This window comes from Exiguobacterium artemiae, from assembly GCF_033342815.1.
Classification (GTDB): domain Bacteria; phylum Bacillota; class Bacilli; order Exiguobacteriales; family Exiguobacteriaceae; genus Exiguobacterium_A; species Exiguobacterium_A artemiae_A.
On the sequence record NZ_JAWPEN010000003.1, the window covers coordinates 56,490 to 80,496 of the forward strand.

Genomic DNA, 24,007 nt, shown 5'->3' on the forward strand with positions numbered 1-24,007 from the left:
CTTCGAGGCTAATCATACCTTATAAACGTTGATATTACAACATTTTCGTCATAATCCCCATTAATTTTCTGATTCTTCGATCGATTTCTCAGAAAACACAGGTTCGCCTTTTTTGTTGATTGTGTAACTTTGGGAGTATGCAGGAACAAATGGTTGCTCATCGTAGAGCAAATGCCGAATATCTTGGCCGACTTTCGGCTTTTTCTTCGCTGTTTCGACCGCTTTTTTAAGTTCAGGCAAATAGTTGATAAACAACTGCCCCTGGCCGTCTACATAGATCGACAGTTTTTCATCCGAATACGGACTCGGTACTTTCGGTTCCTCTTTGATAAACAGCTTCTTATAATCAAGCGTAAACTGATTTTTCCCGATCGAACCTTTAAAAGGATACTTATCATTTTTCTTACGGTACGTATCAATGCGAACTTGAAGCTTTTGAAGTTCTTCTGCTACAAGCAAGTCCATCAATTTAACCGTCGGCTTTTTCTCGACATCCACGAGTAAATAAATGAAGGTCCCGCCCCCTTCAAAACTGTTCGGAGGAGGGTCGCTCATATAGCGTGGAATCAGACGTCCGAGTTCGATTTGATACCGTTCCATTAATGGTGTATCCGCTTCTCTTGTTTTGATCGGCAAAACGCCAGTATCTTTTTGATACGCGTCTACTGCATTTTGAACCGTTCGAATTTGTTCCGGATACGGAACCCGATTCGACGGTTTTTGACTATCCGGAAACAGACAGCCGGATAACAACATGACCGGAATCAACATAAAGACTATTAAAAGTTTTTTCATGCACTTGGACCTGCCATGACGATAAAGACCATGATGATCGATGCCACGATAAAACAAAGAAAAGCAATGGTCGACATCAAGAACTGCCAAGCACCGGATAATTTCGTCCGACTGATTGTGACCAATAAGACACTGATCGCAAACAGACCAATCCCGGCGAACGAAATCCACATTTTTAGTAATCCAGGACTCAAGGTTTCCACCCCACTCCGTTAATCTTTCATCGTAAACAGATGTTCAATCTCATTTTTCTGCGGACGGCGCATCAATTTCTGTACTTCTTCTGCCGGAGTATGTCCGTCGAATAAGACATGATAGAGCGCTGTCGTGATCGGTAACTCACATTGTTTCGTTTCTGCTAAATCGTAAGCGGCTTGTGTCGCCCGGACGCCCTCGACGACCATTCCCATGTTCTCAAGAACGGTTTCAAGTTTTTCGCCCCGGCCGATCGCATTTCCGGCGCGCCAGTTCCGACTGTGGACCGATGTACAGGTCACGATTAAGTCGCCCATTCCCGTTAACCCGGTGAACGTCATCGGATTGGCACCGAACAATGTTCCGAGTCGGGCAATTTCGACCATCCCGCGGGTGATCAAGGCTGCTTTGGCATTATCACCGTACCCTAATCCATCAGCCATACCGGCTGCTAAGGCAATGATGTTTTTGAACGCTCCGCCCAGTTCTGCTCCGATAATATCGGCGTTTAAATAGACACGGAAGTTATCATTCGTAAACAATTCCTGCACCCGTCCCGCCTCTTCCATGTCAGTGGAAGCAACCGTCACGGTCGTCGGCTTCCGTAATGCGACTTCTTCCGCGTGGGATGGACCTGTCAACACACAAATCGCCGAACGTTTGGAGGCATCGATCTCCTGCTCCATCAGTTCCGACAACCGTAAGTGTGTTTTCGGTTCAATCCCTTTCGAGGCGTGAATCAGCACAACCGGTTCCGTCAACAACTCGTTTAATTGACGCGATACAGAACGAATCGCAGAAGAAGGCGTCACAATCAAGATATGGGATACCCCTTCGACGGCTTCGCTTAAAACAGTAGTTGCCCGAAGTGATTCCGGCAACGTCACACCTGGTAAGAACTGCGTATTTTCATGATTTTGATTAATGGCATCAACATTTTTTTGATCCCGCCCATAGAGAGTGACCTCATGACCGTTATCGGCTAAAACGAGTGAGAGTGCGGTTCCCCAGCTCCCAGCTCCAATGACTGCAATTTTTTTCATCATGATTCACCTTGTCCTTATTGTTTTTGACGTGCCAGAATCCGAATCGGTGTTCCTGTAAAATCAAAGGCTTCACGAATCCGGTTATCCAGATAACGTTTGTATGAGAAGTGTAACAATTCCGGATCATTGACGAATAAAACGAATGTCGGCGGACGGGAAGCGACCTGTGTCGCATAGTTGATCCGCAGACGAACCCCTTTATCCGTTGGTGCAGGATTCATCGCTACAGCGTCGACGATCACATCATTCAAGACACTTGTTTGAATACGTTGTGCATGACTCTTCGCCGCTTGTTTGATGACAGGAAGTAACGTCTGTAAACGACGTTTCGTTTTCGCCGAGACGAAGACGATTGGCGCATAATCAAGGAATCGGAATTCTTCGCGAATTTCTTCTTCCATTTTTTTCATTGTCTTATCGTCTTTTTCAACGGCATCCCATTTGTTGACGACGATGACGATGGCACGGCCTGCTTCATGGGCATAACCAGCAACTTTTTTATCTTGCTCGATGATTCCTTCTTCACCATCTAATACGACACAGACGACATCCGCCCGTTCGATGGCTTTTTGTGCACGCATGACACTGAATCGTTCTGTTGATTCATAGACTTTTCCGCGTTTACGCATACCGGCTGTATCGATGATGACATATTCCTGCTCATCCCGTGAGAACGGCGTATCGATTGCATCGCGGGTTGTACCGGCGACACTTGACACGATGACCCGTTCTTCACCGAGAATGGAGTTCGTCATACTTGATTTCCCGACGTTCGGACGTCCGACTAAAGCAAATTTAATTGTATCCTCATCGTACTCGATATCTTCCTTATCCGGTGCCAGTTCAAGCACACGGTCGAGCATATCTCCGAGTCCTAAACCATGTGTACCGGAAATCGGATATAAATCACCGAATCCAAGCGAATAAAATTCATACATTAAATCGCGCATTTCAAAATTATCGACTTTATTGACCGCAATGACAACCGGTTTATTTGAACGGAATAACATATTTGCTACTTCTTCATCCGCTGATGTAATGCCTTCACGGCCGTTGACCATAAAGATAATGACGTCCGCTTCATCAATGGCGAGCTCCGCCTGATGACGCATCATTTGAAGTAAGGGCTCATCCCCGACTTCGATTCCACCTGTATCAATCAAATGAAAATGACGATTCAGCCATTCTCCAGTTCCGTATATACGGTCGCGGGTAACACCTGGCTTGTCTTCTACGATCGAAACCCGATCTCCAATCACCCGGTTAAAAATCGTCGACTTTCCGATATTTGGGCGACCTACGATCGCCACTACTGGAATTGCCATCCCAACACCTTCTTTCTCTTCTCTCGCTTCATAGCCGTTCTATTGTACCAAATGAAGCGGTTTTATACCATATCTATCCGAACATAAAAAAAGTGAACACGTTTCGTGTTCACTTTTACTGCTTTATTCTTTTGTATCCGATTCCTTCTCCGAAAGATCGGCTACCGAAAATCCTTCGTTTTGATCCGTATACTGAGAGTAGTCATCATTCGACGAATCTTCCTGTTCAAGCACACGTGTCGACAAGGAAATCTTATGTTCTGCAAGATGAACCTCGAGAACTTTTGCTTCAATTTCCTGACCTTCTTCAAGCACTTCGGATGGCGATCCGATATGGCGGTTGGCAATTTGCGAAATGTGAAGTAATCCTTCCACTTGAGGTGCCAGTTCGACGAAAGCACCAAATTGAACGATCCGGCGGACACGTCCTTTGACGATGTCTCCCGCTTCAATTTTGCCTTCCATCTGTTGCCATGGACCCGGTTGTGTTTCTTTGATCGAGAGTTTCACTTTTTCCGTGTCCCGATCAACACCAAGGACCTTCACTTCGACTTTTTGACCTTCCGTCACGATATCCGATGGACGTTCCACGCGGTGGTGTGCCATTTCTGAAATGTGAACCAACCCGTCAACACCGCCGATGTCAACGAATGCTCCGAAGTCCGTCAGACGCTGGACAGTTCCTTCTAGCACCTGTCCGACTTCGAGATGTTCCAGTGTCTCTTTTTTCTTTGCGTTCAGCTCGCCTTCGACAACAGCTTTATGCGAAAGAATGACACGATTTTTTTCTTGATCCAGTTCGACGACTTTAACAGCAATCGTCCGACCGATATAATCCGAAAAGTCTTCCACGTAGTGGCGTTCGACGAGCGAAGCAGGAATGAATCCGCGAACACCGATATCAACGACCAGTCCGCCTTTGACGATATCTTTCACAACGACTTCAAAAATTTCACCCGATGCGTATTTCGCCTCAACTTTTTCCCATGCCTGTAAGGCATCGACTTCACGTTTGGAAACGACTACTTCTTCATCTGTAATTTTCTTAACTTTTACTTGTAGTTCATCACCGACTTTGAGTGCACCTTGAATGTCATCCAGATGGAGACTCGATACTTCGCTAATCGGCAGGATTGCTTCTGTCTTATATCCGATATCAATGAGTGCTTGCTTGTCTTCAATCTTCACGACCGTTCCGGTTACTACCTGGTCCCGATGAATTTCAAAATCAGGCATATCTTTCATTTCTTCGACCATTCCAACACAACCTCCTCACGATGAGTACAAGAAACGTATGACTACGTTTAACCTTCTTCTAACTTCTTACAATTCTGACTATTTGTCAAGGCATTACGCGTGATTGAAGTAGACGGTTTTAATTTCTTCCAAAATACGTTCAGAAATTGCCTTTGCCGCTCCCCGTTGATCTCTTAAATCCGAAATATCAACCGGTTTTCCGATGGCAACACGCATCCGGCGGAACGGGCGGTAATCGCCGATGATGGCGATCGGTAAGATTTGGGCCGGCGAACGCAAAGCAAAAAATCCGACGCCGGGTTGAGCAGATATAAACTCGCCGGGAGCCGACCGCGTTCCTTCCGGGAAAATTCCGACTGTTTCATCCGAATTCAGCAATTCAATCGTCCGCTTCAATGCTTGGCGATCTCCTTGTCCGCGACCGACCGGATACGTTCCGGCTGAAATCATGATTTGTTTGAGAACCGGAATGTTGAACAGTTCCTCTTTCGCCATGTAGCGGACAGAGCGGCTTGTCGGAATGGCACTGACCAAGAACACCGGATCCCAGTTGGAACTGTGATTGGCACAGACTAAGAGCGATCCGTCCGACGGAATATTTTCCTTACCTGTCACCTTTAAACGAAACACCGTTTTGGCAATGATCAGAACGATGAATCGTGCGAGCCGATAGACAAATTCGTTTCGTTTCATTTTAAGGCACCCTCTGCCAGTTCAGTCAGTCGTGCAACGACTTGATCAATGTTCAGTTCTGTCGTATCGAGATAAATCGCATCATCCGCCTGTTTAAGCGGTGAGACCGTTCGTTCACTGTCCCGTTTATCGCGCAGCGCGATTTCATCCTGTAATCCTTTTAAATCGCTGTCCATTCCACGGGCGATGTTCTCCCGGTGACGGCGGCTGGCGCGTTCTTCGACCGATGCCGTCAAAAAGACCTTCAGCTCGGCTTCCGGCAAAACGACCGTCCCGATGTCACGTCCATCCATGACGATGCCTCCCCGCTCCGCCAGTTTACGTTGTGCGACGACCAGTGCTGACCGGACTTCTGCTTGGCGGGCGACAAATGAAACATTATTCGTGACTTCATTTGTTCGAATCGCATCCGTCACTTCCCGTTCTCCGATGAACACACGTTGTCCCTGTTCGCCCGGTGTCAGTCGGATATCAAGTGATTTCATCAATTCTCCAAGAATAGGTCCGTTCTCTAAATCAAGTCCTTGTTCCAACGCAGCAAGCGTGACCGCACGGTACATGGCTCCCGTATCGATATAAACATAATCGAGATGTGATGCTAACTGTTTGGCAATCGTACTTTTCCCGGCACCTGCAGGTCCGTCTAAGGCAATTTGAATCTTCTTCATGAGTGACTTCGTTCCTTCCATCTTCACCAACGTAAAACGTAAGTGGTGTATAGTATCGACCGTTATCATAGCAAAAAAATACGCTTACGTGAATGGATTCGTTCCACGCCGTGAATTTTTCATTTGCGCTTGGTAACAGTGCCGTAAGACCAGTTCCCGACTCCGGTCATTGATCCGGGTAAATTGAAAGGCCAGTTCATACCGCGTCTCTCGCGGGTCAACACGAACAAGTTCTGCCAATACATCGACCGTATGTGTCGCACCATCTCCCGTCGGCAGTAAGAAGGTTAATTCGAGCTCATCCTTTACTTCGATCGGAATTTGATTTGCCAACACTAAAATACCGCCTGCCGATAAATCGAGCGTGACGGAAGTGAACGGTTCAAACGCTGTTTTGTGCGGGTGAACGGCTACGTCCAGCAATTGAGGCACCCGGACGAACTGTCGGCGCTGAACACGCTGGATCATTTCTTCCTTCGGCCGGCGTAAGGCATAACGCTGGCCTCTTAACGGATCATTTTGACGTTCGACGACTTCGGTCTCAAATCCATACAGCTTTCCTTTTTCCTTAAAAAAGTAAAATCCGACTTGTTCCTGATCCGATAAAATAAAGGTTTTTAACGTCGAAACTTCACTCGGTGCCTCGATCCAGATCAACCGATTGGTCACGGCCGTCACTTTCGTCCGTCCTTGACGGTCCTCTTGGTTAGTCAACATGACTAAATCTCCAGTTTCTATCATCTTACTCTCTCCCAGCCCATTCTATTCAGTTACTTTTTCTGTTGTGTCGTTGGTTCAAGCGATTGGCGCTTCGAATTTGATACAGGCCGACAATCCATAATCCGATCATAAATAAAATCGGCACGACCGATATACCACCATTTTCCAATATTAACAAATTAAAGATAGTGTGTACAACCATGGGAACGAAAATCGATAAGGCGAGCCAACGATACGGATGTGTCGAGAACTTGGCTTTCCCCATAAAAAATCCCATGATGACTGCAAATAAAGCATGCCCCGAGACCGGTAACAAGGCACGGAAAATCATATGTTCAACCGTCCCGTTAACCATTAAATATAAAATATTTTCCAGTGTCGCAAACCCTAAGGAACAAGCGACCGCATAAATGATTCCGTCATAATAATCATTAAACCGTTGGTGGATATACACGGTATAAAAGACAACAAACCATTTTGCAAACTCTTCCGTCACGGCCGAACGAACCAATTGAATCGATTCGAGTCCACCAAATTCACTTTGGATGATGTATTCAACGAACATTAAAGGAAAAACAAGAAGTATCCCGAAAATAAAACTACGTAGGATATAGCCTACGGGTTCTGACTCGTGTTCGTGGCGTAAATAAAAATATGTCAGCAATGCAATTCCTGGGGCAATTCCTGAGAAAACGATTGGTAACACGTCTCCTCCCCCTTCCTATTCTCTTAGAATAAAGGTTTCTCTCGGAAAAGAAAACCGCACCCATTGTTTCTCTTGAAAAAAAGGGTACAATGTTAATGAAAATGACCGGAAAGAAGGTGAAGGTTGTTCGTTATCCGACGACAACTGCTTAATGAAAAAATTACTTTTGATTCATACCGGAGGCACCATCGCGATGGCGCAAAATCATTCCGGTCACGTTTTACCGAATGAGATCAATCCTCTGGACGCCTCGTTGCCACGGGCGACCGATATCGCCGACATTACGACGCGTCACTTCTCGAACCTTCCGTCTCCACACATCACACCGGAAATCATGTTGCGGCTGGCTCATTTCATCAAAGAGGAGTTACAGACCGGCGGATATGACGGAGTCGTCATCACGCACGGCACAGATACATTGGAAGAAACCGCCTATTTTCTCCAGCTCACAATCGGAGCTCCTATCCCCATCGTCTTGACCGGTGCCATGCGTTCGTCCAACGAAGTCGGATCTGACGGTGAATTTAATTTGATTACCGCCTTACGGGTTGCCGTCAGTGCAGCTGCTCAAGACAAAGGCGTCCTCGTCGTCTTCAACGGAGAAATCCACTCGGCGTTTAATGTCACGAAAACCCATACTTCTTCAGTCGATACGTTCAAATCCGTTCATTTCGGAAATTTAGGGATGGTCACAAAAGATCACGTTTACTTATTTAATACTCCGCTTCTTAAACCGACTCATATGGTGACACAATTGAGTAAACGTGTCGCCGTCTTGAAAGTGTACGCCGGGATGGAACCGGATTTACTGCTTGCGATCAGCGAACTCGGATACGACGGTCTTGTACTCGAAGTTCTCGGTCAAGGAAACGTGCCGCCAAGCCTGGTCGATGCGATCCAGTCGTTAACCGAACAGATGCCTGTCGTCATCGTCAGCCGTTGTTTTAACGGGATTGTCCAGGACGTATACGGTTATACGGGAGGCGGTCAACAGTTAAAAGAACTGGGCGTGATCTTCTCGAATGGATTGAATTCTCAAAAAGCACGGCTAAAGTTAATGATTGAACTTGAAATCGGTGCCAATCATCATGCTTTGGAAGAATCTTTCCGCGTCGAATAAAATTATGCAGGCAAAAGGGAGAGGCTTCCGTAGAGGCCTCTCCCTTTTATTGCCTATAAATCACGGTCGAGCTGTTTCTGGTTTCAGGCGGTGCTTGAGACTATCTGCAATCAATCCGCCGTGGAATCGTCCGTTTTCAATGAAGATTTTATTGGCATCATACCCAGCTGCCACGACACCAGCAATGTAGATTCCCGGAACGTTCGACTCCATTGTCGTTTCGTCAAATGCAGGAATCCCTGTTTCCGGATCGATTTCGATGCCCGCATCAGCAAACAGACCGATGTCCGGTGTATATCCCGTCATCGCAAACACAAAATCTGCTTTGACAGCCGACTGTTCACCACGAACGGAATACCTGACTTCCGCATTTGTAATTTCATCAATCGTCGCGTCGAACACCATCGTTACTTTTTCTGCCCGTACCAACGATTCGAAATTCGGCAGGACCCACGGTTTGATGGACGGACTATAGGATTCCCCGCGATACAACATCGTCACACGGGCACCTGCCTTTTCGAGCTCGATGGTCGCATCGACACTCGAATTTTTCCCGCCGATGACGACGACATCCTGACCGTAAAACGGATGGCCTTCTTTAAAGTAATGGAAGACATGCGGTAAGTCTTCGCCCGGGATGTTCATCAGATTCGGCAATCCGTAGTAACCGGTCGCCAGTACAACCGATTTGGCAGTGCGCGTCACGACTTGCCCATTACGGAGCGATGTCACGTTAAACCCACCTTCGATGCGCGCGACCTCTTGAACCGTCTCAAACGGTCGCACAGTGACCTCTTTTCGCCGTACCACTTCCCGGTAATAGACAAGGGCATCTTGCCGTTTCGGTTTTAATTCTTTATTGATGAAAGGCACACCGCCGATTTCTAATTTTTCACTGCTTGAAAAAAACGTCTGGTGTGTCGGATACTGATAAATCGCTTCCACGATGTTTCCTTTTTCAATCACTTCGACAGTCAGTCCCCGATCCTGCATTTCAATTGCCGCGGATAATCCGCAAGGTCCTGCGCCGATGACGATACAATCCAACATATCTCTTTCGCCTCTTCCACTTGCTTTTTTTTCATCTTAGCAAATCTTTCCCGTCGAAGAAAGAAATAACCATACAAAAAAAAGCCCACTTCTAGACGAAGTGGACTTGACTTAGATTAAACCCAACCGCGGAATCGTGATGCTTCCGCCATTTTCCGGACACCGACCATGTATGCCGCAAGTCGCATGTCAACATTTCTTGTCTGTGCCGTCTGATACACCTGGTTAAAGGAATTCACAAGCACTTTTTCAAGTTTTTCATGAACTTCTTCTTCCGTCCAGTAATACCCTTGGTTATTCTGAACCCATTCAAAGTAAGAGACGGTGACGCCACCACTTGAAGCAAGGACGTCCGGAACAATCAAAATCTCACGTTCCGCTAAAATTTTCGTCGCTTCGTTAGTCGTTGGACCGTTCGCCGCTTCGACGACGATACTTGCTTTAATGTCATGGGCGTTGTCTTCTGTAATTTGATTTTCGATGGCTGCCGGTACTAAAATGTCACATTCCAGTTCAAGCAACTCTTTATTCGAAATGGTATTTTTGAAAAGTGTCGTGACGGTACCAAATGAGTCACGGCGATCGAGCAGATACGGAATATCAAGACCGTTCGGATCGTGTAACGCACCGTACGCATCACTGATGGCGATGACTTTCGCACCAAGATCATGCATGAACTTCGACAAGAAGCTTCCGGCATTACCGAATCCCTGAACGACAACACGTGCTCCTTCAAGTGTAATTCCTTTTTTAGCAGCTGCTTCACGAATCATGATGGCGACACCTTTCGCCGTCGCCGTCTCACGACCATGCGAACCACCAAGGACTAATGGTTTCCCTGTAATGAAGCCTGGTGAGTTGAATTCATCGATTCGACTGTACTCATCCATCATCCAAGCCATGATTTGTGAATTCGTAAAGACGTCCGGTGCTGGGATGTCTTTCGTCGGACCAACGATTTGACTGATGGCACGGACATAACCGCGGCTTAATCGTTCAATCTCACGGAAACTCATCTCACGCGGATCACAAATGATCCCGCCTTTACCACCACCATAAGGAAGATCGACGATTCCAGCTTTTAGGCTCATCCAGACGGACAAGGCCTTGACTTCGACTTCCGTTACATTCGGGTGGAAACGAATTCCGCCTTTTGTCGGACCGACCGCATCATTGTGCTGGGCACGGTATCCGGTAAAGATTTTTGTCGATCCGTCATCCATCCGAACCGGAATCCGGACCGTCAGCATCCGAAGTGGTTCTTTCAACAATTCATACATTTCGTCTGGATAACCCAGCTTCTCAAGGGCTTCCTTGACGATTTCTTGTGTTGCTTCGAGTACATTCTTGCGATGATTTGCGTGTTGTTGGTCAGTGATCATTCCAACGTTCCTCCCCATAAGTGGCATCCCCTATGCCGTTTCCTTGTTCGGATAAAGTATACCTTTTTCCGAGCCGTAATGAAAGGGGTTACCGCCATATTTGTAAGCGCTTTCTACCATCTACTTCATTTTCAATTTTTTCTGCTGGCCGATTCGCTTTCGTGACGTGTAATTGCCAGTTCAATAAACGTTTCCACAAGTTCCGGATAGTCGATTCCGACAGCTCGTGCACCGTCCGGGAAAAGACTTGTCGAGGTCATCCCCGGTAAGGTATTCGTCTCTAAAATAACCGGTGCCCCCTCGTCAGGAACAAGGAAATCGGTCCGTGAATAGCCGGCGCACCCTAATACTTGATGGGCTAAAACAGCCCATTCCTGTAACGTTTGCGTCGTCTTCTCATCGAACTGTGCCGGACAGATGTGTTCCGATCCGCCGATGGCATATTTCGACTCATAGTCATAGAATTCGTTTTTTGGAATAATCTCGATGACCGGCAAGGCTTTTTCTTGTCCTTTTGCCCCTAGAACCGGTACCGTTACTTCCCGTCCTTTGATGAATTGTTCGATCAAGACGGCATCGTCCGCCTGGAAAGCCAGTTCAATGCCTTGACGTAACATCTGTTCATCCATCGCAATCGTCAACCCATTCGAAGAACCTTCTTGAGCCGGTTTAACGACACAAGGAAACTGGCTGTCCCACTGTTTAATTTTTTGTTCGATGTCATCTCCGCGTTCAACCAAAACATCACGCGCGATGCGGATTCCCGCTTTTTCAAAATGTACCTTAGAGCGCGCTTTATCCATCGCTAACGCGGATGCCAGCACTCCTGAACCGGTATATGGAATACCCGCCATCTCGAGCAGCGCCTGGACACGACCATCCTCACCAAATTTGCCGTGAAGGGCAATGACAGCGGCCTCTACTTGTAGATTTAAAATTTCCTCTGCACGCTCTGGATGAAAGTCGACGGCAACGACTTCATGCCCTTTACTTTCCAGCGCATTAATTACCGATTTCCCACTATTTAATGAAACTTCCCGTTCACCGGAAATTCCTCCAAACAATACTGCCACTTTCATCTTGTTCACTCCTTCATCTTACGTTCAATGCTTATCATACCATCACTTTTTGTATGAAAAAACACAAATTGGTCGCAACAACCGTCCGGACATATAAAAAGTCACTTCCCGATTACGTTCGGTGAAGTGACTTTTTAGTTACATCTTGAAGCTTCCTGTTAACGACAGTCATCGGAATCAAGGTGTAAAGCTTGCGATCAGCGTTGGAACGGCTTGTTCCAATAGGATGGTTTTTCCGTATTCGGACATCACGAACGGACTTTTCGGACTGGGTACACCGTATTCCGACAAAATCGTCGTCACCGTCTGCTCGACGTGTTGCTTCATTTGTTCTTGGAAATATAAATAATAGCGGTCTTCGAAGAAATACAGTGTGCCACCCGTTTCCGTTTGATCGATGTGACGCGCCAAACTATGGCTCGCCTGAATGACATCTTCCAATTGGTCGAGTTGATAGAGGACATGGTGGACGATATCGACTGTCATCCGTATCTCAACTTGATCAAATTCCTCAAACGTTTCTTCCGGCAGGGTACCTTCACGCCGAACGTCGACCAACATACCGTCGTTCGGGAAAAATGTTACAAAAAAGTCGAGTGTCCCGACGGCATGAAATCCATAATTCGATTCAGCTTCTTCCAGTAAATTACGTAATAAAGCCTGGCCTTTGCCGACAGCCAATGTCTCCGGTCGAACGTCATGGACCGACAGTTCTTGTTTTGATACGAAGACCCGTAAGTGACCTTGCTTAAATTGCTCAAACCTCATGTTAGACTCCTCCAGTTACTCGGCAGAGTACAAATGCTCTCCGTTCGATATGACTCACACTATACACCAGTTGTCGGAGTGAGTCGACTTAACCAACTTTTCCAAGCGTTGTCATCGGATCCAAGTAACATATCTCCGTACTTTTCCGGATGCTGGTCAACGGCATAGCCGCCTAAACCGATTTCCGTTTGTGGTGCCTGCTTTTGAATCTGGTCAATTGCTTCATCTAAGTCCTTCAAATGATCTGAAATCGTACATGATAAAACGACTGCTCGAGGCGTCAGCTGTTTCGTCACTGCTACGAGATCCGGCACTGGAATACCCGCTCCAAGGAAGATGACATCGAATCCGCTCTGACGGAGGTACAGCGTAAAAAACAGCAGTCCGAGCTCATGTTCTTCTTCCGGCGCGCAGACACACAAGATGCGTGGTAAAAATGGATTAATTGGCATTTGAAGAGACAACGTCGAGAGACGTGCCCGTAAAAAAGCGGTCGCGAAATGTTCATGGGCAATCGTAATCGTTCCCTTTTCCCATCGCATCCCGATTTCATGTAACAACGGACCGACGATGTCTTGGATGACCTTATCAAAGCTGAACATCGAAAATGCTTTGTTCATGATGTCATGGGCATGTCGTTCTTCGAAATTCGTGAGTGCTTCGAACAATTGATCCCGCAGCTCGATTCCATAATCAATCGGAACCTCCGCTCGATTCACTGGCATTTCATATAATTGAATGGCTTTTGAGACCGACAGCCCTTCTTTTTGTTTATCAACGATCCAACGCAGCTTGGCAACATCATTATCACTGTAAATACGATGGCCTGATTCGCTACGATCCGGATCCAATACTTGATACCGCCGTTCCCAAGCACGAATGGTCGTCGGATTGAGTCCCACCAATGCAGCAACTGCTTTGATATTATATTTCCCACGATCCATGCACCGTGCCTCCTTTCTTCTTCCCTTTAGTATACCCGTAAAGGAAAAAAATCTCCGTTCATAATGTGCGCTTACATCATGAAACCGATGGAGACAAAGGCGATGATAATTGTAATCATCAAAACTGTGAGTGTAATCGCGAGTGGATTTTTAGCAAATGGTTGTTTTAATCGTTCATTACGAACGTGTTCGATTCTTGAGGATCGAGGAGGTAAGGACGTGCGTTGTTGTTCATCTTGCCGATTTTTTCGTTGATCCTGTTTACTCAATTTCATCACCTTTTCTAAAAAATAAGCACTACTACTAGTTTACACTGAAGGATGGGATGAAAAAAAGACTTCTTCTAGCCGGTGCTTCCAGTCCAGTTGGGCGAAACCGGTCCGGACGACAGGTTCGTCCATCGTAATCGTGCCGCAATTGTCACAACACCGGTCTTGCACAAAGGGATGCTCGTCAAAATGTTCCAATATGAATGCTCGGCGGCAAAACGTATTTTGAATATAATTTATCATTTGCATGAGTTCACGTAAACGTATTTTTTTTCGTTCCTCCTGCCACTCCATAATTTGTGATTTTGTTTTCCCTTCCATAAGCTGACCTTTTAGCAGACGATAGGCCGGATCATCCGGTTCGAGATGCAAACGTTGCTCAATCGTCTCAAACGACTCTCCTCGTCCGCGGTGTTGCGTCACTTGATCAATCCAAAGAAGGGACGCATATTGTTTATCTACTAAAAATTGTTGAAGTTGCTGATCTCCCGGTGCATAAAGCAATACTGCGGTCGATGGTTGCCCGTCCCGTCCCGCTCGGCCGATTTCCTGCATATAGGCTTCAATCGTCGCCGGCATCGTATAATGAATAACCGTCCGGACGTTCCCTTTGTCGACCCCCATACCAAATGCACTGGTACAGACGAGACAGTCGATTTCGTCGTGCAGAAACTGTTGTTGGATTAGTTGTCGATCTTCCGGTTCAAGACCGGCGTGATAATAAGCGGCCTGAGGAACAAAAGAAGCAATCCGTTCAGCTTCTTTGCGTGTCGTCGTATAAATGACGCATGGACGATTGACGGTTTCCAATCGCCTTCTCAAGACCTCATCTTTTTCACTCGGATTGGTTTGCTCGACGATGAGTTGAATTTCCGGCCGATTGACGGAATGGCGAATCCGCTTCGCTTGCGTCAGTGCCAGTCCCCGAATGATGTCTTGTTCGACTTGCGCCGTTGCCGTTGCCGTCAAGGCCAAGCAAGTTGGATTTCCGAGTCGTTGGCGAATCTCACCCAGTTTGGCGTAATCCGTTCGGAACTCATGTCCCCACTGCGAGATACAATGGGCTTCATCAACGACAAACAGATTAATTTTAATTTCCGCTAATCGGTGTTGAATTTGCGGGGCGGCCAATTGTTCGGGTGACAGATACAAATAACGCAATTGATTCAGATGACGTAAAATCTCTTCCTTTTGATCACGGGATTCAAGAGACGTCAACTTAGCGACGGCTCGTTCCCCACGACGTTTAATCTGCATGACCTGATCTTCGATCAGCGATAATAACGGGGATACGATCACCGTCAATCCAGCCGGTTGCAGATAAGACGGCAGTTGGTAACAAATTGATTTCCCGCCTCCTGTCGGCAGAATGGCGACTGTATCATGACCGGCGAGGACCGACTCCACGATTTGCCGCTGTCCGTCCCGAAACGCATCATACCGAAAGACTCGTTTTAATACTTCCTCCATCATGAATGAACCACCTTTCTTGCTAAAACGATACGAATTTGAAAATAGTCCATTTCCTGTGTCAACTCTTGTTTGATCCGTTTCAGCGAAAACGTTTGGAGCCGGTCGGTGATTTGAATGACCTCTTCATACTGTGCAGTAGCAACAAACTGCTCGATTGGGAAAACAGGAGCATACATCGCAATTTCCACCAGATGATCCTCCATCGTACTTTTTTTCAAACGCCGTCGTTCAGCAATTTGCGAAACCGTGTAGCCCTGTTTCAGCAGATCCCAGGTTTTTTGCGCAGACTGTGTCATTTTGAAATGATTGATGTCGTTTCCTAAAGATAAAATCAGACTGTCTTCGGATAAGACACGCAAACATCTTCGCCATGCCATCACAAATTCCAACTGGAGTGAAAGTAAATCCGTTCCCAGCCGTTCACTCAATTGAGGAAACGATAATCCTGTCTTTAATCCGGACAACCGGTAAGTGATCAGAATCGCTTCTCGTTCTGTCAATTGATGTAACGCCTGATTCAGTTCCTGATAGACGGCCGATTTCCAGACGGACCGGTCAGCTACCTGACGGATTTGTTGTTTGACCCATTCCTTTACGCCGCTGTCTTGTTGCACCGGAATAAAAAAGGTTTTTTCATCCAGACAAACGATTGATTGGATCATCAGACTGACCCGTTTCCACAACTGCATCGGATAGCCGCGCAGTTCTCCACCTAAGTCATCCAGTAGAAAAGGCGAATCGAGTTGTGCTTTTCCGGCATCTGTCATCAGCAGGTTTTGTTCCCGCTTAATCCATCCGGCATGCTCCAGTTCTTGTAAGACTTGCTCAAACCGGTCTTTTTTTAATGGAAGCATTCCAAAAATTGCTTCCAGTCCATAAAAGTGTGCATCTTGTAAGGAAGTAGCGGACCGCTTTCCTTGTAGCAGATGAAATAAGCTTCGATCCGTCCGTTCATTTTGTAATCGACTAATGGCTTCCAGTATCACCTGTCTCACAATCGTTTTTTCCATGTCAATCCTCCCTTCCGTCACATCGCCCGTTTTCACTTTAGTTTATCATCAGGATACATCCGACTCCTGTTTCGTACACTTGTTCTTATTTTACATTTCCGATCAGATTTATGCCATGTTGAATCGATTAAAGAAACAGAAAAGGTGATTTCGCTCCGACAATCGGTTTATTCACATACTTCTGCCTCTTCCTCATTGAAATGCACGCATGAGTCCGATACAATGACTTATAGATGAGAACAGTACTTAGTTTCCAATGTTTTCGAATCGAAAGGAGAATGACCGATGGCTAAATTTACAATTGTTGACAAAGACACATGTATCGCATGTGGTGCTTGCGGCGCAGCTGCCCCTGATATTTATGATTACGATGATGAGGGCTTGGCTTACGTCATTTTAGATGATAACAAGGGAACAGCTGAAATTCCAGAAGCATTATTCGATGATATGATTGATGCTTTCGAAGGATGCCCGACGGATTCAATCAAAGTCGCAGATGAATCGTTTGAAGGCGACGCACTTAAATACGAATAATATTCGCTTCACCGGTCTGCTCTTATACGAGCAGATCTTTTTTTTGTCGTAAAAAAAATCACTTTCCTGCGACAAGCGCAGAAAAGTGATCGTCAGAAAACGTCAGCGTTTTCCTTTAATATACGGTACACCAACAGCTTTCGGTGCATCCGCCCGTCCAACGACACCGGCAAGGGCAAGAATCGTCAACAGATATGGTGCAATCAACAAGTAAACTTGTGGAATTTGATCAAGAAGCGGTAACTGTTGCCCGATAATCGAAATCGCTTGAGCGAATCCGAAGAACAGGGCCGCTCCCATCGCGCCGAGTGGATTCCATTTCCCGAAAATCATCGCTGCAATAGCGAGGAAACCTTGTCCAAGAATCGTCGTCACGCTGAAGTTCAGTGAAATCGATGTCGCGTAAACAGCGCCGGCAAGACCACCGAAACCACCTGAAATCATGACACCGATGAAACGCATTTTTGTAACGTTGATTCCCATCGTGTCCGCTGCCATCGGGTGTTCCCCGACTGAACGAAGACGAAGACCAAACGGTGTTTTAAAGATGACGTACCATGCAACGAATGCTAAGGCAATCGCAATGTACGATGTGTAATAGACGTTGGCAAAAAACATCTTCAGTACCGGGATATCCGATAAAAACGGAACATTTTCTTTCGAAATCCGGTTTGGAATCGAATCAGTCTGCCCTTTTCCGTAGAATGCCCGGACAAGGAAAATTGCGAGACCAACTGCTAACATATTAATCGCTACTCCAAGAACCGTCTGATCGGCCCGGAACAAAATCGCTGGAATCGCGAGGAACAAGGAGAACACTGCTCCGACAACGATTGCAATCAGCATGGCAATCCAAGGACTGGCAGCACCTAAGCCCATCTTCGATAACGTCAAGGCTGAGACGATACCCGAGAACGCCCCCATGACCATGAGTCCTTCAAGTGCGATATTGACGACGCCGGAGCGCTCACTGAAAATTCCGCCGAGTGCCGCAATGATCAACGGAGCCGAATAGGCAAGTGCGATCGGTACGATAATATACAGTACTTCTAAAAAGCCCATTATTTATCGGCTCCTTTCACTTTTTTATCTTCGGATTTCTTGACCGTGAATTTCTCGATCAAGAGACGGATCGCATAACCAGAAGCGACGAAGATAATGATAAACGCGATGATGATTTTAATTAACTCCGGCGGGATTCCGATTTGTTGCATCGAAAGGCCACCGATATTCAGACCGGCAAACAGCAAGGCGGCGAGTACGACACCAATCGGATTGTTGGCACCCAGTAAGGCAACGGCAATCCCGTCAAATCCGACACCCGTGAATGACGCGTTTAACGTCATATTCTGGAATGTCCCCAAACCTTCCATTGCTCCTGCGAGTCCGGCAAATACACCTGAGATGACGAACGAAAGAACAATGTTCTTATTGACGCCCATACCGGCATATTCTGCGGCACTCTTGTTGAAACCAACGGCCCGTAATTCGTAACCAAGCGTCGTTTTCCAAAGGATGAACCAGAAGACGAGTGCTGCGATCACGGCAATGAAAATCCCGTTATGAAGACGTGAGAAATCTGTCAACTCTTGCAGGAACGGTGAGGCAAGCGAAGCGGATTCTTTTACAGATTCCGTCCGTTCATTTTCAATCCCGATGACATTCCGGAGAATATCGTTTGTCACATACAGTGCGATATAGTTCATCATGATGGATGTAATAACTTCGTGGACATGGAATTTCGCTTTTAGGATACCCGGAATCGATGCCCACAGTGCTCCTGCGAGTCCTGCTCCGATTAAAGCGAGCGGCAGGTGAATCGCTGTCGGGAGATCAAACTCAATCCCGATCCAGACGGCAACCATCCAGCCGACCAATACTTGTCCCTCGACTCCGATGTTGAATAATCCAGTCCGGAAAGCGAAGGCAACGGCAAGACCTGCAAAAATCAACGGGGCAGCAGCTCGCAATGTTTCACCGATACTGTACGGTTCCCCGAATATGCCGTAAAACAATTGATCAAATCCGTCAACCGGATTGTAACCGCCGGCGAGCATAACAATCGCACCGACAACCATTCCCAAGATGATGGAAAGAATCGGAATCAATATTCCGTAAAAACGTTCTAGTTTCATGAACGACCGACCTCCTCTTTCTTACCGCCGGCCATCAAGAAGCCAAGTTCGATTTCGTTTGTTTCTTTTGGATCAAGGAAGGCAACTGTCCGTCCTTCATAAAGAACCGCAATCCGGTCCGATACTTGAAGGATTTCTTCTAGTTCAAATGAAATCAGAAGAACAGCGCGGCCTTTTTCGCGTTCGAGGACCAATTGCTCGTGAATGAATTCAATGGCACCGACGTCCAGTCCACGGGTCGGCTGTGCTGCAATCAATAAGTCAGGTGAACGGTCCACTTCCCGAGCGATGATCGCCTTTTGCTGGTTTCCGCCTGACAGAGCGCGGGCAAATGTTTCCGGGCTTGGAGTTCGGACGTCGAACTTCTCGATTAAGGTTTTGGCTTTATCCATGACCTGACCGTAGTTCATGATGCCTGCTTTTGAATACGGTTTTTGATAATACGTTTGCAATACCATATTGTGACCGATTGAGTAATCGAGGACCAGTCCGTGCTTATGACGGTCTTGTGGGATATGTCCGACTCCGGCTTCCGTCACTTTTCGTGGTTTTAAGTTTTTAATGGATTTGTTATTGAGGAAAATCTCTCCGCTGTCCGCTTTACGCAAACCGGTAATGGCTTCGATCAATTCCGTTTGTCCGTTTCCGTCGATTCCAGCGATCCCGACAATTTCACCGGCCCGGATATCGAGGTTTAATCCGTCTACTGCCTTGATGCCGCGACTGTCTTTGACGACCAAGTCTTTGATGTCGAGCACCAGTTCTTGTGGAGTTGCCTTGGAATACTCCGCATTAAAGTTTACTTCCCGCCCTACCATCATCTCGGCTAATCTTGATTGGGTCATCGTTTCATCGATATCCACTGTTCCGATGTATTTACCACGACGAATCGTCGTACAGCGATCGGCGACTTCCATGATTTCCTTCAGTTTGTGGGTAATCAAGATAATCGATTTTCCTTCAGCAATCAAGCGATTCATGATCTGAATCAATTCTTTGATTTCTTGTGGGGTCAAAACAGCAGATGGTTCGTCGAAGATTAGAATATCAGCACCGCGGTATAGTGTTTTTAAAATTTCAACACGTTGTTGCATCCCGACCGAAATATCTTCGATTTTTGCATCTGGATCAACGGCAAGACCATACTGTTCCGAAATTTGACGGACTTTTTCCCGTGCTGCTGCTCGGTCGATTTTCAGACCGGCTTTCGGCTCTGCACCCAAGATGATGTTTTCTGTTACCGTGAAATTTTGAACGAGCATGAAATGTTGGTGTACCATTCCGATTCCCAGATCATTCGCAACGTTCGGACTCGTAATATTCACTTTTTCACCACGTACACGAATCTCTCCAGCCTCAGGCTGATACAAACCAAATAAGACGTTCATCAGCGTCGATTTTCCGGCACCGTTTTCACCAAGTAAAGCGTGAATCTCACCTTTCCGAAGCTGGAGCGTGATGTTATCATTTGCGACGAAACTGCCAAACTCTTTTCGTATGTTTAGCATCTCAATGACGTATTCCAAGAAAATCCACTCCCATGTTTAGTTTAAAAGGGGAGGCCGCAGTACTAGCGACCCCCGCTTCCAGTTTATTTCAGTGACGCTTCGTATTCTTTGTACTCGTCGTCAGTAGACGGAACTTTGATGTCACCAGCGATGATTTGTTTTTTGTAGTCTTCCACTTTCGTCAAGACGTCTTTCGCAATATTGTCTTGTGATGGCGCGATGTCAACTCCGCCGTCTTTAAGACCAAACTCAACGACTTTACCCGCTGGGAAGTTGCCGTCTTTTGTATCTTTTGCTACTTGTTCAACTGCTGTATCAACACGTTTGACCATCGAAGTCAATGTAACGTTTTCCGGCATACCTTCTTCTACTTGGTCACGGTCAACACCGATTACCCAAACATCTTCGCCGTTTTTCTTACGGTTTTTCGCTTCAGTGAAGACACCTTGTCCTGTTCCACCGGCAGCGTGATAGATGACGTCAACTTTTTTACCGTACATACCTGAAGCGATCGCTTGTCCTTTTTCAGCAGCATTGAAATCTTCTGCGTATTGAACTTGGATATCCGCTTTTGGATTGACGGCCTTAACGCCGGCTTTAAATCCACTTTCGAACTTTTTGATCAAGTCTGAGTTAACACCACCGACGAAACCAACTTTGTCTGATTTCGTAGTCAAACCGGCTACGACACCCACGAGGAATGATCCTTCGTTTTCTTTGAAGACGATCGACGCGACGTTTGGTTTGTCAACAACCATATCAACAAGTGCAAAGTTGTTATCTTTAAATTGATCGGCAACTTTACCGATATCTTCTGCCATCAAGAATCCGATACCGAGAATCAAGTCATATTTCGCACGCGCCAATTGCTGAAGGTTCGGTTGGTAATCCGACTGTTTTGCTGATTGAAGATACTTGTAGCCAGTACCTTCTTTTAAGTCGTTGTCTTTACCGAATTTTTGAATTCCTTCCCACGCTGATTGGTTGAATGATTTATCATCAACACCGCCTGTATCTGTAACCATACCTACTTTGAAGCCTGCTTTGTCGTCCCCGCCGCTTGAATCTTTCGAATCATCGTTACCACCACATGCTGCGAGTACCGAACTCATTGCTAAACCTGTTGCTGCTAATGCGAGAAGTGACTTCTTTTTCATCTGAAATAATCCCCTTTCGAATATGGTCATACAAAGTTCCTGACTACGTCAAGCACCTGAGGCTGGTGATGAGGAGCGTTACGTAGGTAGGTGGAAAGCGCTTTCAGTAAAACCCCTAAAACGAGTGGTTAAACACGCTTACGGATGACATGGAAATCAAACTTGTCCGCACGGAAATAGTTCGCTGAATAAAGAACGGATCGGTCAAGCTCATCATAATGCGTCTGGCGCAGTACGAGTAACGGTTGGTCCGTATGTAATTGTTCAGCGATCTTTGGATCAATCCGCGGCTCGATATGCGTAACCGCATGAGTGACACGGCGTCCTAATTCTTTTTCTAGTGCGTCAAACAGGGACGTCGAGGACGTAAACTGTTCTTCGTTTTTAATATAATGGCTCGGAATCTTATCGACACAATAGACGACAGGAACATCTCCCGCAAGTCGGATTCGTTCGATTCGATAAACCAGTTCATCCGGTCCTAACTGAAAACGTTCTCGATCACGTTCAGTTGGTTGCACCATTTCTGATGACAATACTTCTGAGGTCGGAATCATACCTGCACGTGCAATCATCTCCGTAACACTGTAAAGCTCCTCAATCCCTGAAGTAAACGGTGGTCTTGCATTGATAAACGTACCGACACCGTGTTTACGGATGACGATGTTCTCATCTTCAAGAATTCGTAAAGCCTCTCGAAGAGTCGCTCGACTAACGCCAAGTTGCTTTGAAAGTTCAAACTCTGAAGGTAGCTTTTCGCCTTCCTTGTAAACGCCGTCATCGATGTCAGACTTGATTTTTTCAATCACACGTAAATAAAGCAAACGATGATCTAATTTAATCGACATGACGCATCTCCATCCTCTATCTAGTTGTAACCAGTGCTCAGACTTCTGACGTATGAGAACTCCAGCCAAGATAAGTATATGATGCCGGACTCAATCCTGCAATCATTTTGTAACAGGTTAGAAGTCTGACTTCTGGCGCTTTTGTAACCCTTTTCATAACGTAAATAACTTTGGAAGAAAATAGGGCATTCTACCTAAGAACACCCTCTTTTCTCTTACCGCTTATTGTTCAGGAACAACTGTTTTCCCTTGAACAACCGCTTTTTTCGCTTGTTCAACTTTTTTCAACGTCTCTTTTGACAACTTGTCTGACTCCACTAAATCGACACCTTGTTCTTTTAAACCGTAACGGATTGTTTTTCCACCCGTTAGTTTTCCGTCTTTGGCTGCATTCGCTGTATCTTCCACTGCACGGTCCACTCGTTTGATGACCGATGTCAGCGTTACGTCTTCCGGCATACCTTCTTCTTTTTGGTCTCGGTCGACTCCGATCACTGAAACGTCTTCCCCGTTTTTCTTACGGTTCTTCGCTTCTGTGAAGACACCGTTTCCTGTTCCGCCAGCTGCCGGGAAAATGATGTCTGCGCCTTTTCCGTACATTCCGGCTGCGATTGCCTGTCCTTTTTCCGGAGCCGCAAAGTCTTCCGCGTATTGTACATCGACTTTGATTTTCGGATTCACGGATTTTGCACCTGCTTCAAATCCGGCACGGAACCGTTCAATGACATCCATCTTCATGCCGCCGACAAAACCGATATGATCCGTTTTCGTCTGCATTGCGGCGACGATTCCCGCAAGATAAGCGCCTTCATTCTCTTTGAATGTAATCGATGTGACGTTTTTACCCGGAACGACATTATCCACGATTGCAAATTGTGTGTCTTTGAATTGTTTTGATACCGTTTCGATGTCCTCGTTAAAGGTATTCCCGATTCCGAATACTAAGTCTTCCCCGCTTCGTGCAAGTCGAGACAAGTTCGGTTGGTAGTCTTGTTGGGATTTCGATTGAAGATAAGAGTAGCCTTCGTTTTTCTTGAGTTGATTTTCTTTTCCATATGCCTGAAGACCTTCCCAGGCTGATTGGTTAAACGACTTGTCGTCGATTCCGCCTTTATCGGCAACCATTGCTACAGAAAATTCATCCTTTTTACTCGAATCTTTGTCTGCTGAACCTCCACACGCTGCTAATCCGACTGTCGCAACAGTCATCATTGATACGAATGCATACTGTTTTTTCATCATCGCCAACTCCTCTTCCTATTATGTGAGCGCTTTCATTATCTATTTGTGAAAAAGTCGCTCACGTACCTTTTATCGGGTACGCC

At 46.3% G+C, this 24,007-nt stretch carries 25 protein-coding genes; 2 read left to right on the plus strand and 23 right to left on the minus strand.

Annotation, left to right across the window (positions count from 1 at the left end):
* Positions 1–60 precede the first annotated feature (60 nt).
* The 9 genes from R7V76_RS04550 to prsW form a co-directional block, all read right to left on the minus strand.
* Complete coding sequence (locus R7V76_RS04550; RefSeq protein WP_012370672.1) at positions 61–795, minus strand: hypothetical protein; 735 nt, start codon at positions 793–795, stop codon at positions 61–63.
* Positions 792–968 (minus strand): DUF2768 domain-containing protein, encoded by a 177-nt coding sequence (locus R7V76_RS04555; RefSeq protein ID WP_012370673.1) that lies wholly within the window; start codon positions 966–968, stop codon positions 792–794. Before R7V76_RS04555 ends, R7V76_RS04550 begins: the two co-directional genes overlap by 4 nt.
* A gap of 39 nt (positions 969–1,007) precedes the next feature.
* A complete protein-coding gene (locus R7V76_RS04560; RefSeq protein WP_318091438.1) occupies positions 1,008–2,033 on the minus strand; it encodes an NAD(P)H-dependent glycerol-3-phosphate dehydrogenase in 1,026 nt (341 codons plus the stop codon).
* A gap of 17 nt (positions 2,034–2,050) precedes the next feature.
* Positions 2,051–3,361 carry a ribosome biogenesis GTPase Der gene (gene der / locus R7V76_RS04565; RefSeq protein ID WP_114595554.1) on the minus strand — a complete coding sequence of 437 codons (1,311 nt, stop codon included), beginning with the start codon at positions 3,359–3,361 and terminating at the stop codon, positions 2,051–2,053.
* A gap of 123 nt (positions 3,362–3,484) precedes the next feature.
* Positions 3,485–4,618 carry a 30S ribosomal protein S1 gene (gene rpsA / locus R7V76_RS04570; protein WP_012370676.1) on the minus strand — a complete coding sequence of 378 codons (1,134 nt, stop codon included), beginning with the start codon at positions 4,616–4,618 and terminating at the stop codon, positions 3,485–3,487.
* A 93-nt stretch (positions 4,619–4,711) separates the two neighbouring features.
* Positions 4,712–5,311 (minus strand): lysophospholipid acyltransferase family protein, encoded by a 600-nt coding sequence (locus R7V76_RS04575; protein ID WP_318091439.1) that lies wholly within the window; start codon positions 5,309–5,311, stop codon positions 4,712–4,714.
* Complete coding sequence (gene cmk, locus R7V76_RS04580; RefSeq protein ID WP_318091440.1) at positions 5,308–5,979, minus strand: (d)CMP kinase; 672 nt, start codon at positions 5,977–5,979, stop codon at positions 5,308–5,310. Before cmk ends, R7V76_RS04575 begins: the two co-directional genes overlap by 4 nt.
* A gap of 84 nt (positions 5,980–6,063) precedes the next feature.
* Complete coding sequence (locus R7V76_RS04585) at positions 6,064–6,720, minus strand: flagellar brake protein (protein ID WP_318091441.1); 657 nt, start codon at positions 6,718–6,720, stop codon at positions 6,064–6,066.
* A gap of 25 nt (positions 6,721–6,745) precedes the next feature.
* Positions 6,746–7,405, minus strand: coding sequence for a glutamic-type intramembrane protease PrsW (prsW, locus tag R7V76_RS04590; RefSeq protein ID WP_290828725.1), 660 nt, complete (start codon positions 7,403–7,405; stop codon positions 6,746–6,748).
* Between the two features lie 151 nt (positions 7,406–7,556).
* On the opposite strand from prsW, the gene R7V76_RS04595 reads away from it, so the two are divergent.
* A complete protein-coding gene (locus R7V76_RS04595) occupies positions 7,557–8,525 on the plus strand; it encodes an asparaginase (protein ID WP_041261650.1) in 969 nt (322 codons plus the stop codon).
* Positions 8,526–8,585: 60 nt separating this feature from the next.
* Here the strand turns inward: R7V76_RS04595 and R7V76_RS04600 are convergent, their stop codons facing one another.
* The 8 genes from R7V76_RS04600 to R7V76_RS04635 all read right to left on the minus strand — a co-directional run bounded on the left by R7V76_RS04600 (position 8,586) and on the right by R7V76_RS04635 (position 16,500).
* On the minus strand, positions 8,586–9,575 hold the full coding sequence (locus R7V76_RS04600) for a YpdA family putative bacillithiol disulfide reductase (RefSeq protein WP_318091442.1): 990 nt from the start codon (positions 9,573–9,575) through the stop codon (positions 8,586–8,588).
* A gap of 116 nt (positions 9,576–9,691) precedes the next feature.
* Positions 9,692–10,957, minus strand: coding sequence for a Glu/Leu/Phe/Val family dehydrogenase (locus tag R7V76_RS04605; protein WP_290828732.1), 1,266 nt, complete (start codon positions 10,955–10,957; stop codon positions 9,692–9,694).
* A 131-nt stretch (positions 10,958–11,088) separates the two neighbouring features.
* Positions 11,089–12,036 carry a D-alanine--D-alanine ligase gene (locus R7V76_RS04610; RefSeq protein WP_318091443.1) on the minus strand — a complete coding sequence of 316 codons (948 nt, stop codon included), beginning with the start codon at positions 12,034–12,036 and terminating at the stop codon, positions 11,089–11,091.
* Between the two features lie 177 nt (positions 12,037–12,213).
* Entirely contained in the window at positions 12,214–12,804 is a 591-nt protein-coding gene (locus R7V76_RS04615) for an adaptor protein MecA (protein WP_318091444.1), read from the minus strand.
* Between the two features lie 59 nt (positions 12,805–12,863).
* The gene (locus R7V76_RS04620) at positions 12,864–13,748 is read right to left on the minus strand and encodes a MerR family transcriptional regulator (protein ID WP_318091445.1); all 885 of its coding nucleotides are present in this window, start codon (positions 13,746–13,748) and stop codon (positions 12,864–12,866) included.
* A gap of 71 nt (positions 13,749–13,819) precedes the next feature.
* A complete protein-coding gene (locus R7V76_RS04625; RefSeq protein WP_148206623.1) occupies positions 13,820–14,023 on the minus strand; it encodes a hypothetical protein in 204 nt (67 codons plus the stop codon).
* Between the two features lie 33 nt (positions 14,024–14,056).
* On the minus strand, positions 14,057–15,490 hold the full coding sequence (locus R7V76_RS04630) for a RecQ family ATP-dependent DNA helicase (protein ID WP_318091446.1): 1,434 nt from the start codon (positions 15,488–15,490) through the stop codon (positions 14,057–14,059).
* Positions 15,487–16,500, minus strand: coding sequence for a helix-turn-helix domain-containing protein (locus tag R7V76_RS04635; RefSeq protein WP_318091447.1), 1,014 nt, complete (start codon positions 16,498–16,500; stop codon positions 15,487–15,489). The genes R7V76_RS04630 and R7V76_RS04635 overlap by 4 nt, the downstream gene beginning before the upstream one ends.
* A 285-nt stretch (positions 16,501–16,785) precedes the next feature.
* Here R7V76_RS04635 and R7V76_RS04640 point away from each other — a divergent pair, with 285 nt between their 5' ends.
* Positions 16,786–17,034 carry a ferredoxin gene (locus tag R7V76_RS04640; protein ID WP_012370689.1) on the plus strand — a complete coding sequence of 83 codons (249 nt, stop codon included), beginning with the start codon at positions 16,786–16,788 and terminating at the stop codon, positions 17,032–17,034.
* Between the two features lie 102 nt (positions 17,035–17,136).
* Here the strand turns inward: R7V76_RS04640 and R7V76_RS04645 are convergent, their stop codons facing one another.
* The 6 genes from R7V76_RS04645 to R7V76_RS04670 form a co-directional block, all read right to left on the minus strand.
* Complete coding sequence (locus tag R7V76_RS04645) at positions 17,137–18,096, minus strand: ABC transporter permease (protein ID WP_114595539.1); 960 nt, start codon at positions 18,094–18,096, stop codon at positions 17,137–17,139.
* Positions 18,096–19,169, minus strand: coding sequence for an ABC transporter permease (locus R7V76_RS04650; protein ID WP_012370691.1), 1,074 nt, complete (start codon positions 19,167–19,169; stop codon positions 18,096–18,098). The genes R7V76_RS04645 and R7V76_RS04650 overlap by 1 nt, the downstream gene beginning before the upstream one ends.
* Positions 19,166–20,695 carry an ABC transporter ATP-binding protein gene (locus R7V76_RS04655; protein ID WP_012370692.1) on the minus strand — a complete coding sequence of 510 codons (1,530 nt, stop codon included), beginning with the start codon at positions 20,693–20,695 and terminating at the stop codon, positions 19,166–19,168. Before R7V76_RS04655 ends, R7V76_RS04650 begins: the two co-directional genes overlap by 4 nt.
* Positions 20,696–20,760: 65 nt before the next feature.
* The gene (locus R7V76_RS04660) at positions 20,761–21,834 is read right to left on the minus strand and encodes a BMP family lipoprotein (RefSeq protein WP_318091448.1); all 1,074 of its coding nucleotides are present in this window, start codon (positions 21,832–21,834) and stop codon (positions 20,761–20,763) included.
* 128 nt (positions 21,835–21,962) lie between these two features.
* On the minus strand, positions 21,963–22,682 hold the full coding sequence (locus R7V76_RS04665; protein WP_012370694.1) for a GntR family transcriptional regulator: 720 nt from the start codon (positions 22,680–22,682) through the stop codon (positions 21,963–21,965).
* 222 nt (positions 22,683–22,904) lie between these two features.
* A complete protein-coding gene (locus R7V76_RS04670; RefSeq protein WP_318091449.1) occupies positions 22,905–23,924 on the minus strand; it encodes a BMP family lipoprotein in 1,020 nt (339 codons plus the stop codon).
* Positions 23,925–24,007 lie beyond the last annotated feature (83 nt).

Bases quoted from the DNA above. Each gene is read 5' to 3' on its own strand.
- R7V76_RS04550 (WP_012370672.1), bottom strand. From the start codon at position 795: ATGAAAAAACTTTTAATAGTCTTTATGTTGATTCCGGTCATGTTGTTA.
- R7V76_RS04555 (WP_012370673.1), bottom strand. From the start codon at position 968: ATGTGGATTTCGTTCGCCGGGATTGGTCTGTTTGCGATCAGTGTCTTA.
- R7V76_RS04560 (WP_318091438.1), bottom strand. From the start codon at position 2,033: ATGAAAAAAATTGCAGTCATTGGAGCTGGGAGCTGGGGAACCGCACTC.
- der (WP_114595554.1), bottom strand. From the start codon at position 3,361: ATGGCAATTCCAGTAGTGGCGATCGTAGGTCGCCCAAATATCGGAAAG.
- rpsA (WP_012370676.1), bottom strand. From the start codon at position 4,618: ATGGTCGAAGAAATGAAAGATATGCCTGATTTTGAAATTCATCGGGAC.
- R7V76_RS04575 (WP_318091439.1), bottom strand. From the start codon at position 5,311: ATGAAACGAAACGAATTTGTCTATCGGCTCGCACGATTCATCGTTCTG.
- cmk (WP_318091440.1), bottom strand. From the start codon at position 5,979: ATGAAGAAGATTCAAATTGCCTTAGACGGACCTGCAGGTGCCGGGAAA.
- R7V76_RS04585 (WP_318091441.1), bottom strand. From the start codon at position 6,720: ATGATAGAAACTGGAGATTTAGTCATGTTGACTAACCAAGAGGACCGT.
- R7V76_RS04595 (WP_041261650.1), top strand. From the start codon at position 7,557: ATGAAAAAATTACTTTTGATTCATACCGGAGGCACCATCGCGATGGCG.
- R7V76_RS04600 (WP_318091442.1), bottom strand. From the start codon at position 9,575: ATGTTGGATTGTATCGTCATCGGCGCAGGACCTTGCGGATTATCCGCG.
- R7V76_RS04605 (WP_290828732.1), bottom strand. From the start codon at position 10,957: ATGATCACTGACCAACAACACGCAAATCATCGCAAGAATGTACTCGAA.
- R7V76_RS04610 (WP_318091443.1), bottom strand. From the start codon at position 12,036: ATGAAAGTGGCAGTATTGTTTGGAGGAATTTCCGGTGAACGGGAAGTT.
- R7V76_RS04615 (WP_318091444.1), bottom strand. From the start codon at position 12,804: ATGAGGTTTGAGCAATTTAAGCAAGGTCACTTACGGGTCTTCGTATCA.
- R7V76_RS04620 (WP_318091445.1), bottom strand. From the start codon at position 13,748: ATGGATCGTGGGAAATATAATATCAAAGCAGTTGCTGCATTGGTGGGA.
- R7V76_RS04625 (WP_148206623.1), bottom strand. From the start codon at position 14,023: ATGAAATTGAGTAAACAGGATCAACGAAAAAATCGGCAAGATGAACAA.
- R7V76_RS04630 (WP_318091446.1), bottom strand. From the start codon at position 15,490: ATGATGGAGGAAGTATTAAAACGAGTCTTTCGGTATGATGCGTTTCGG.
- R7V76_RS04635 (WP_318091447.1), bottom strand. From the start codon at position 16,500: ATGGAAAAAACGATTGTGAGACAGGTGATACTGGAAGCCATTAGTCGA.
- R7V76_RS04640 (WP_012370689.1), top strand. From the start codon at position 16,786: ATGGCTAAATTTACAATTGTTGACAAAGACACATGTATCGCATGTGGT.
- R7V76_RS04645 (WP_114595539.1), bottom strand. From the start codon at position 18,096: ATGGGCTTTTTAGAAGTACTGTATATTATCGTACCGATCGCACTTGCC.
- R7V76_RS04650 (WP_012370691.1), bottom strand. From the start codon at position 19,169: ATGAAACTAGAACGTTTTTACGGAATATTGATTCCGATTCTTTCCATC.
- R7V76_RS04660 (WP_318091448.1), bottom strand. From the start codon at position 21,834: ATGAAAAAGAAGTCACTTCTCGCATTAGCAGCAACAGGTTTAGCAATG.
- R7V76_RS04665 (WP_012370694.1), bottom strand. From the start codon at position 22,682: ATGTCGATTAAATTAGATCATCGTTTGCTTTATTTACGTGTGATTGAA.
- R7V76_RS04670 (WP_318091449.1), bottom strand. From the start codon at position 23,924: ATGATGAAAAAACAGTATGCATTCGTATCAATGATGACTGTTGCGACA.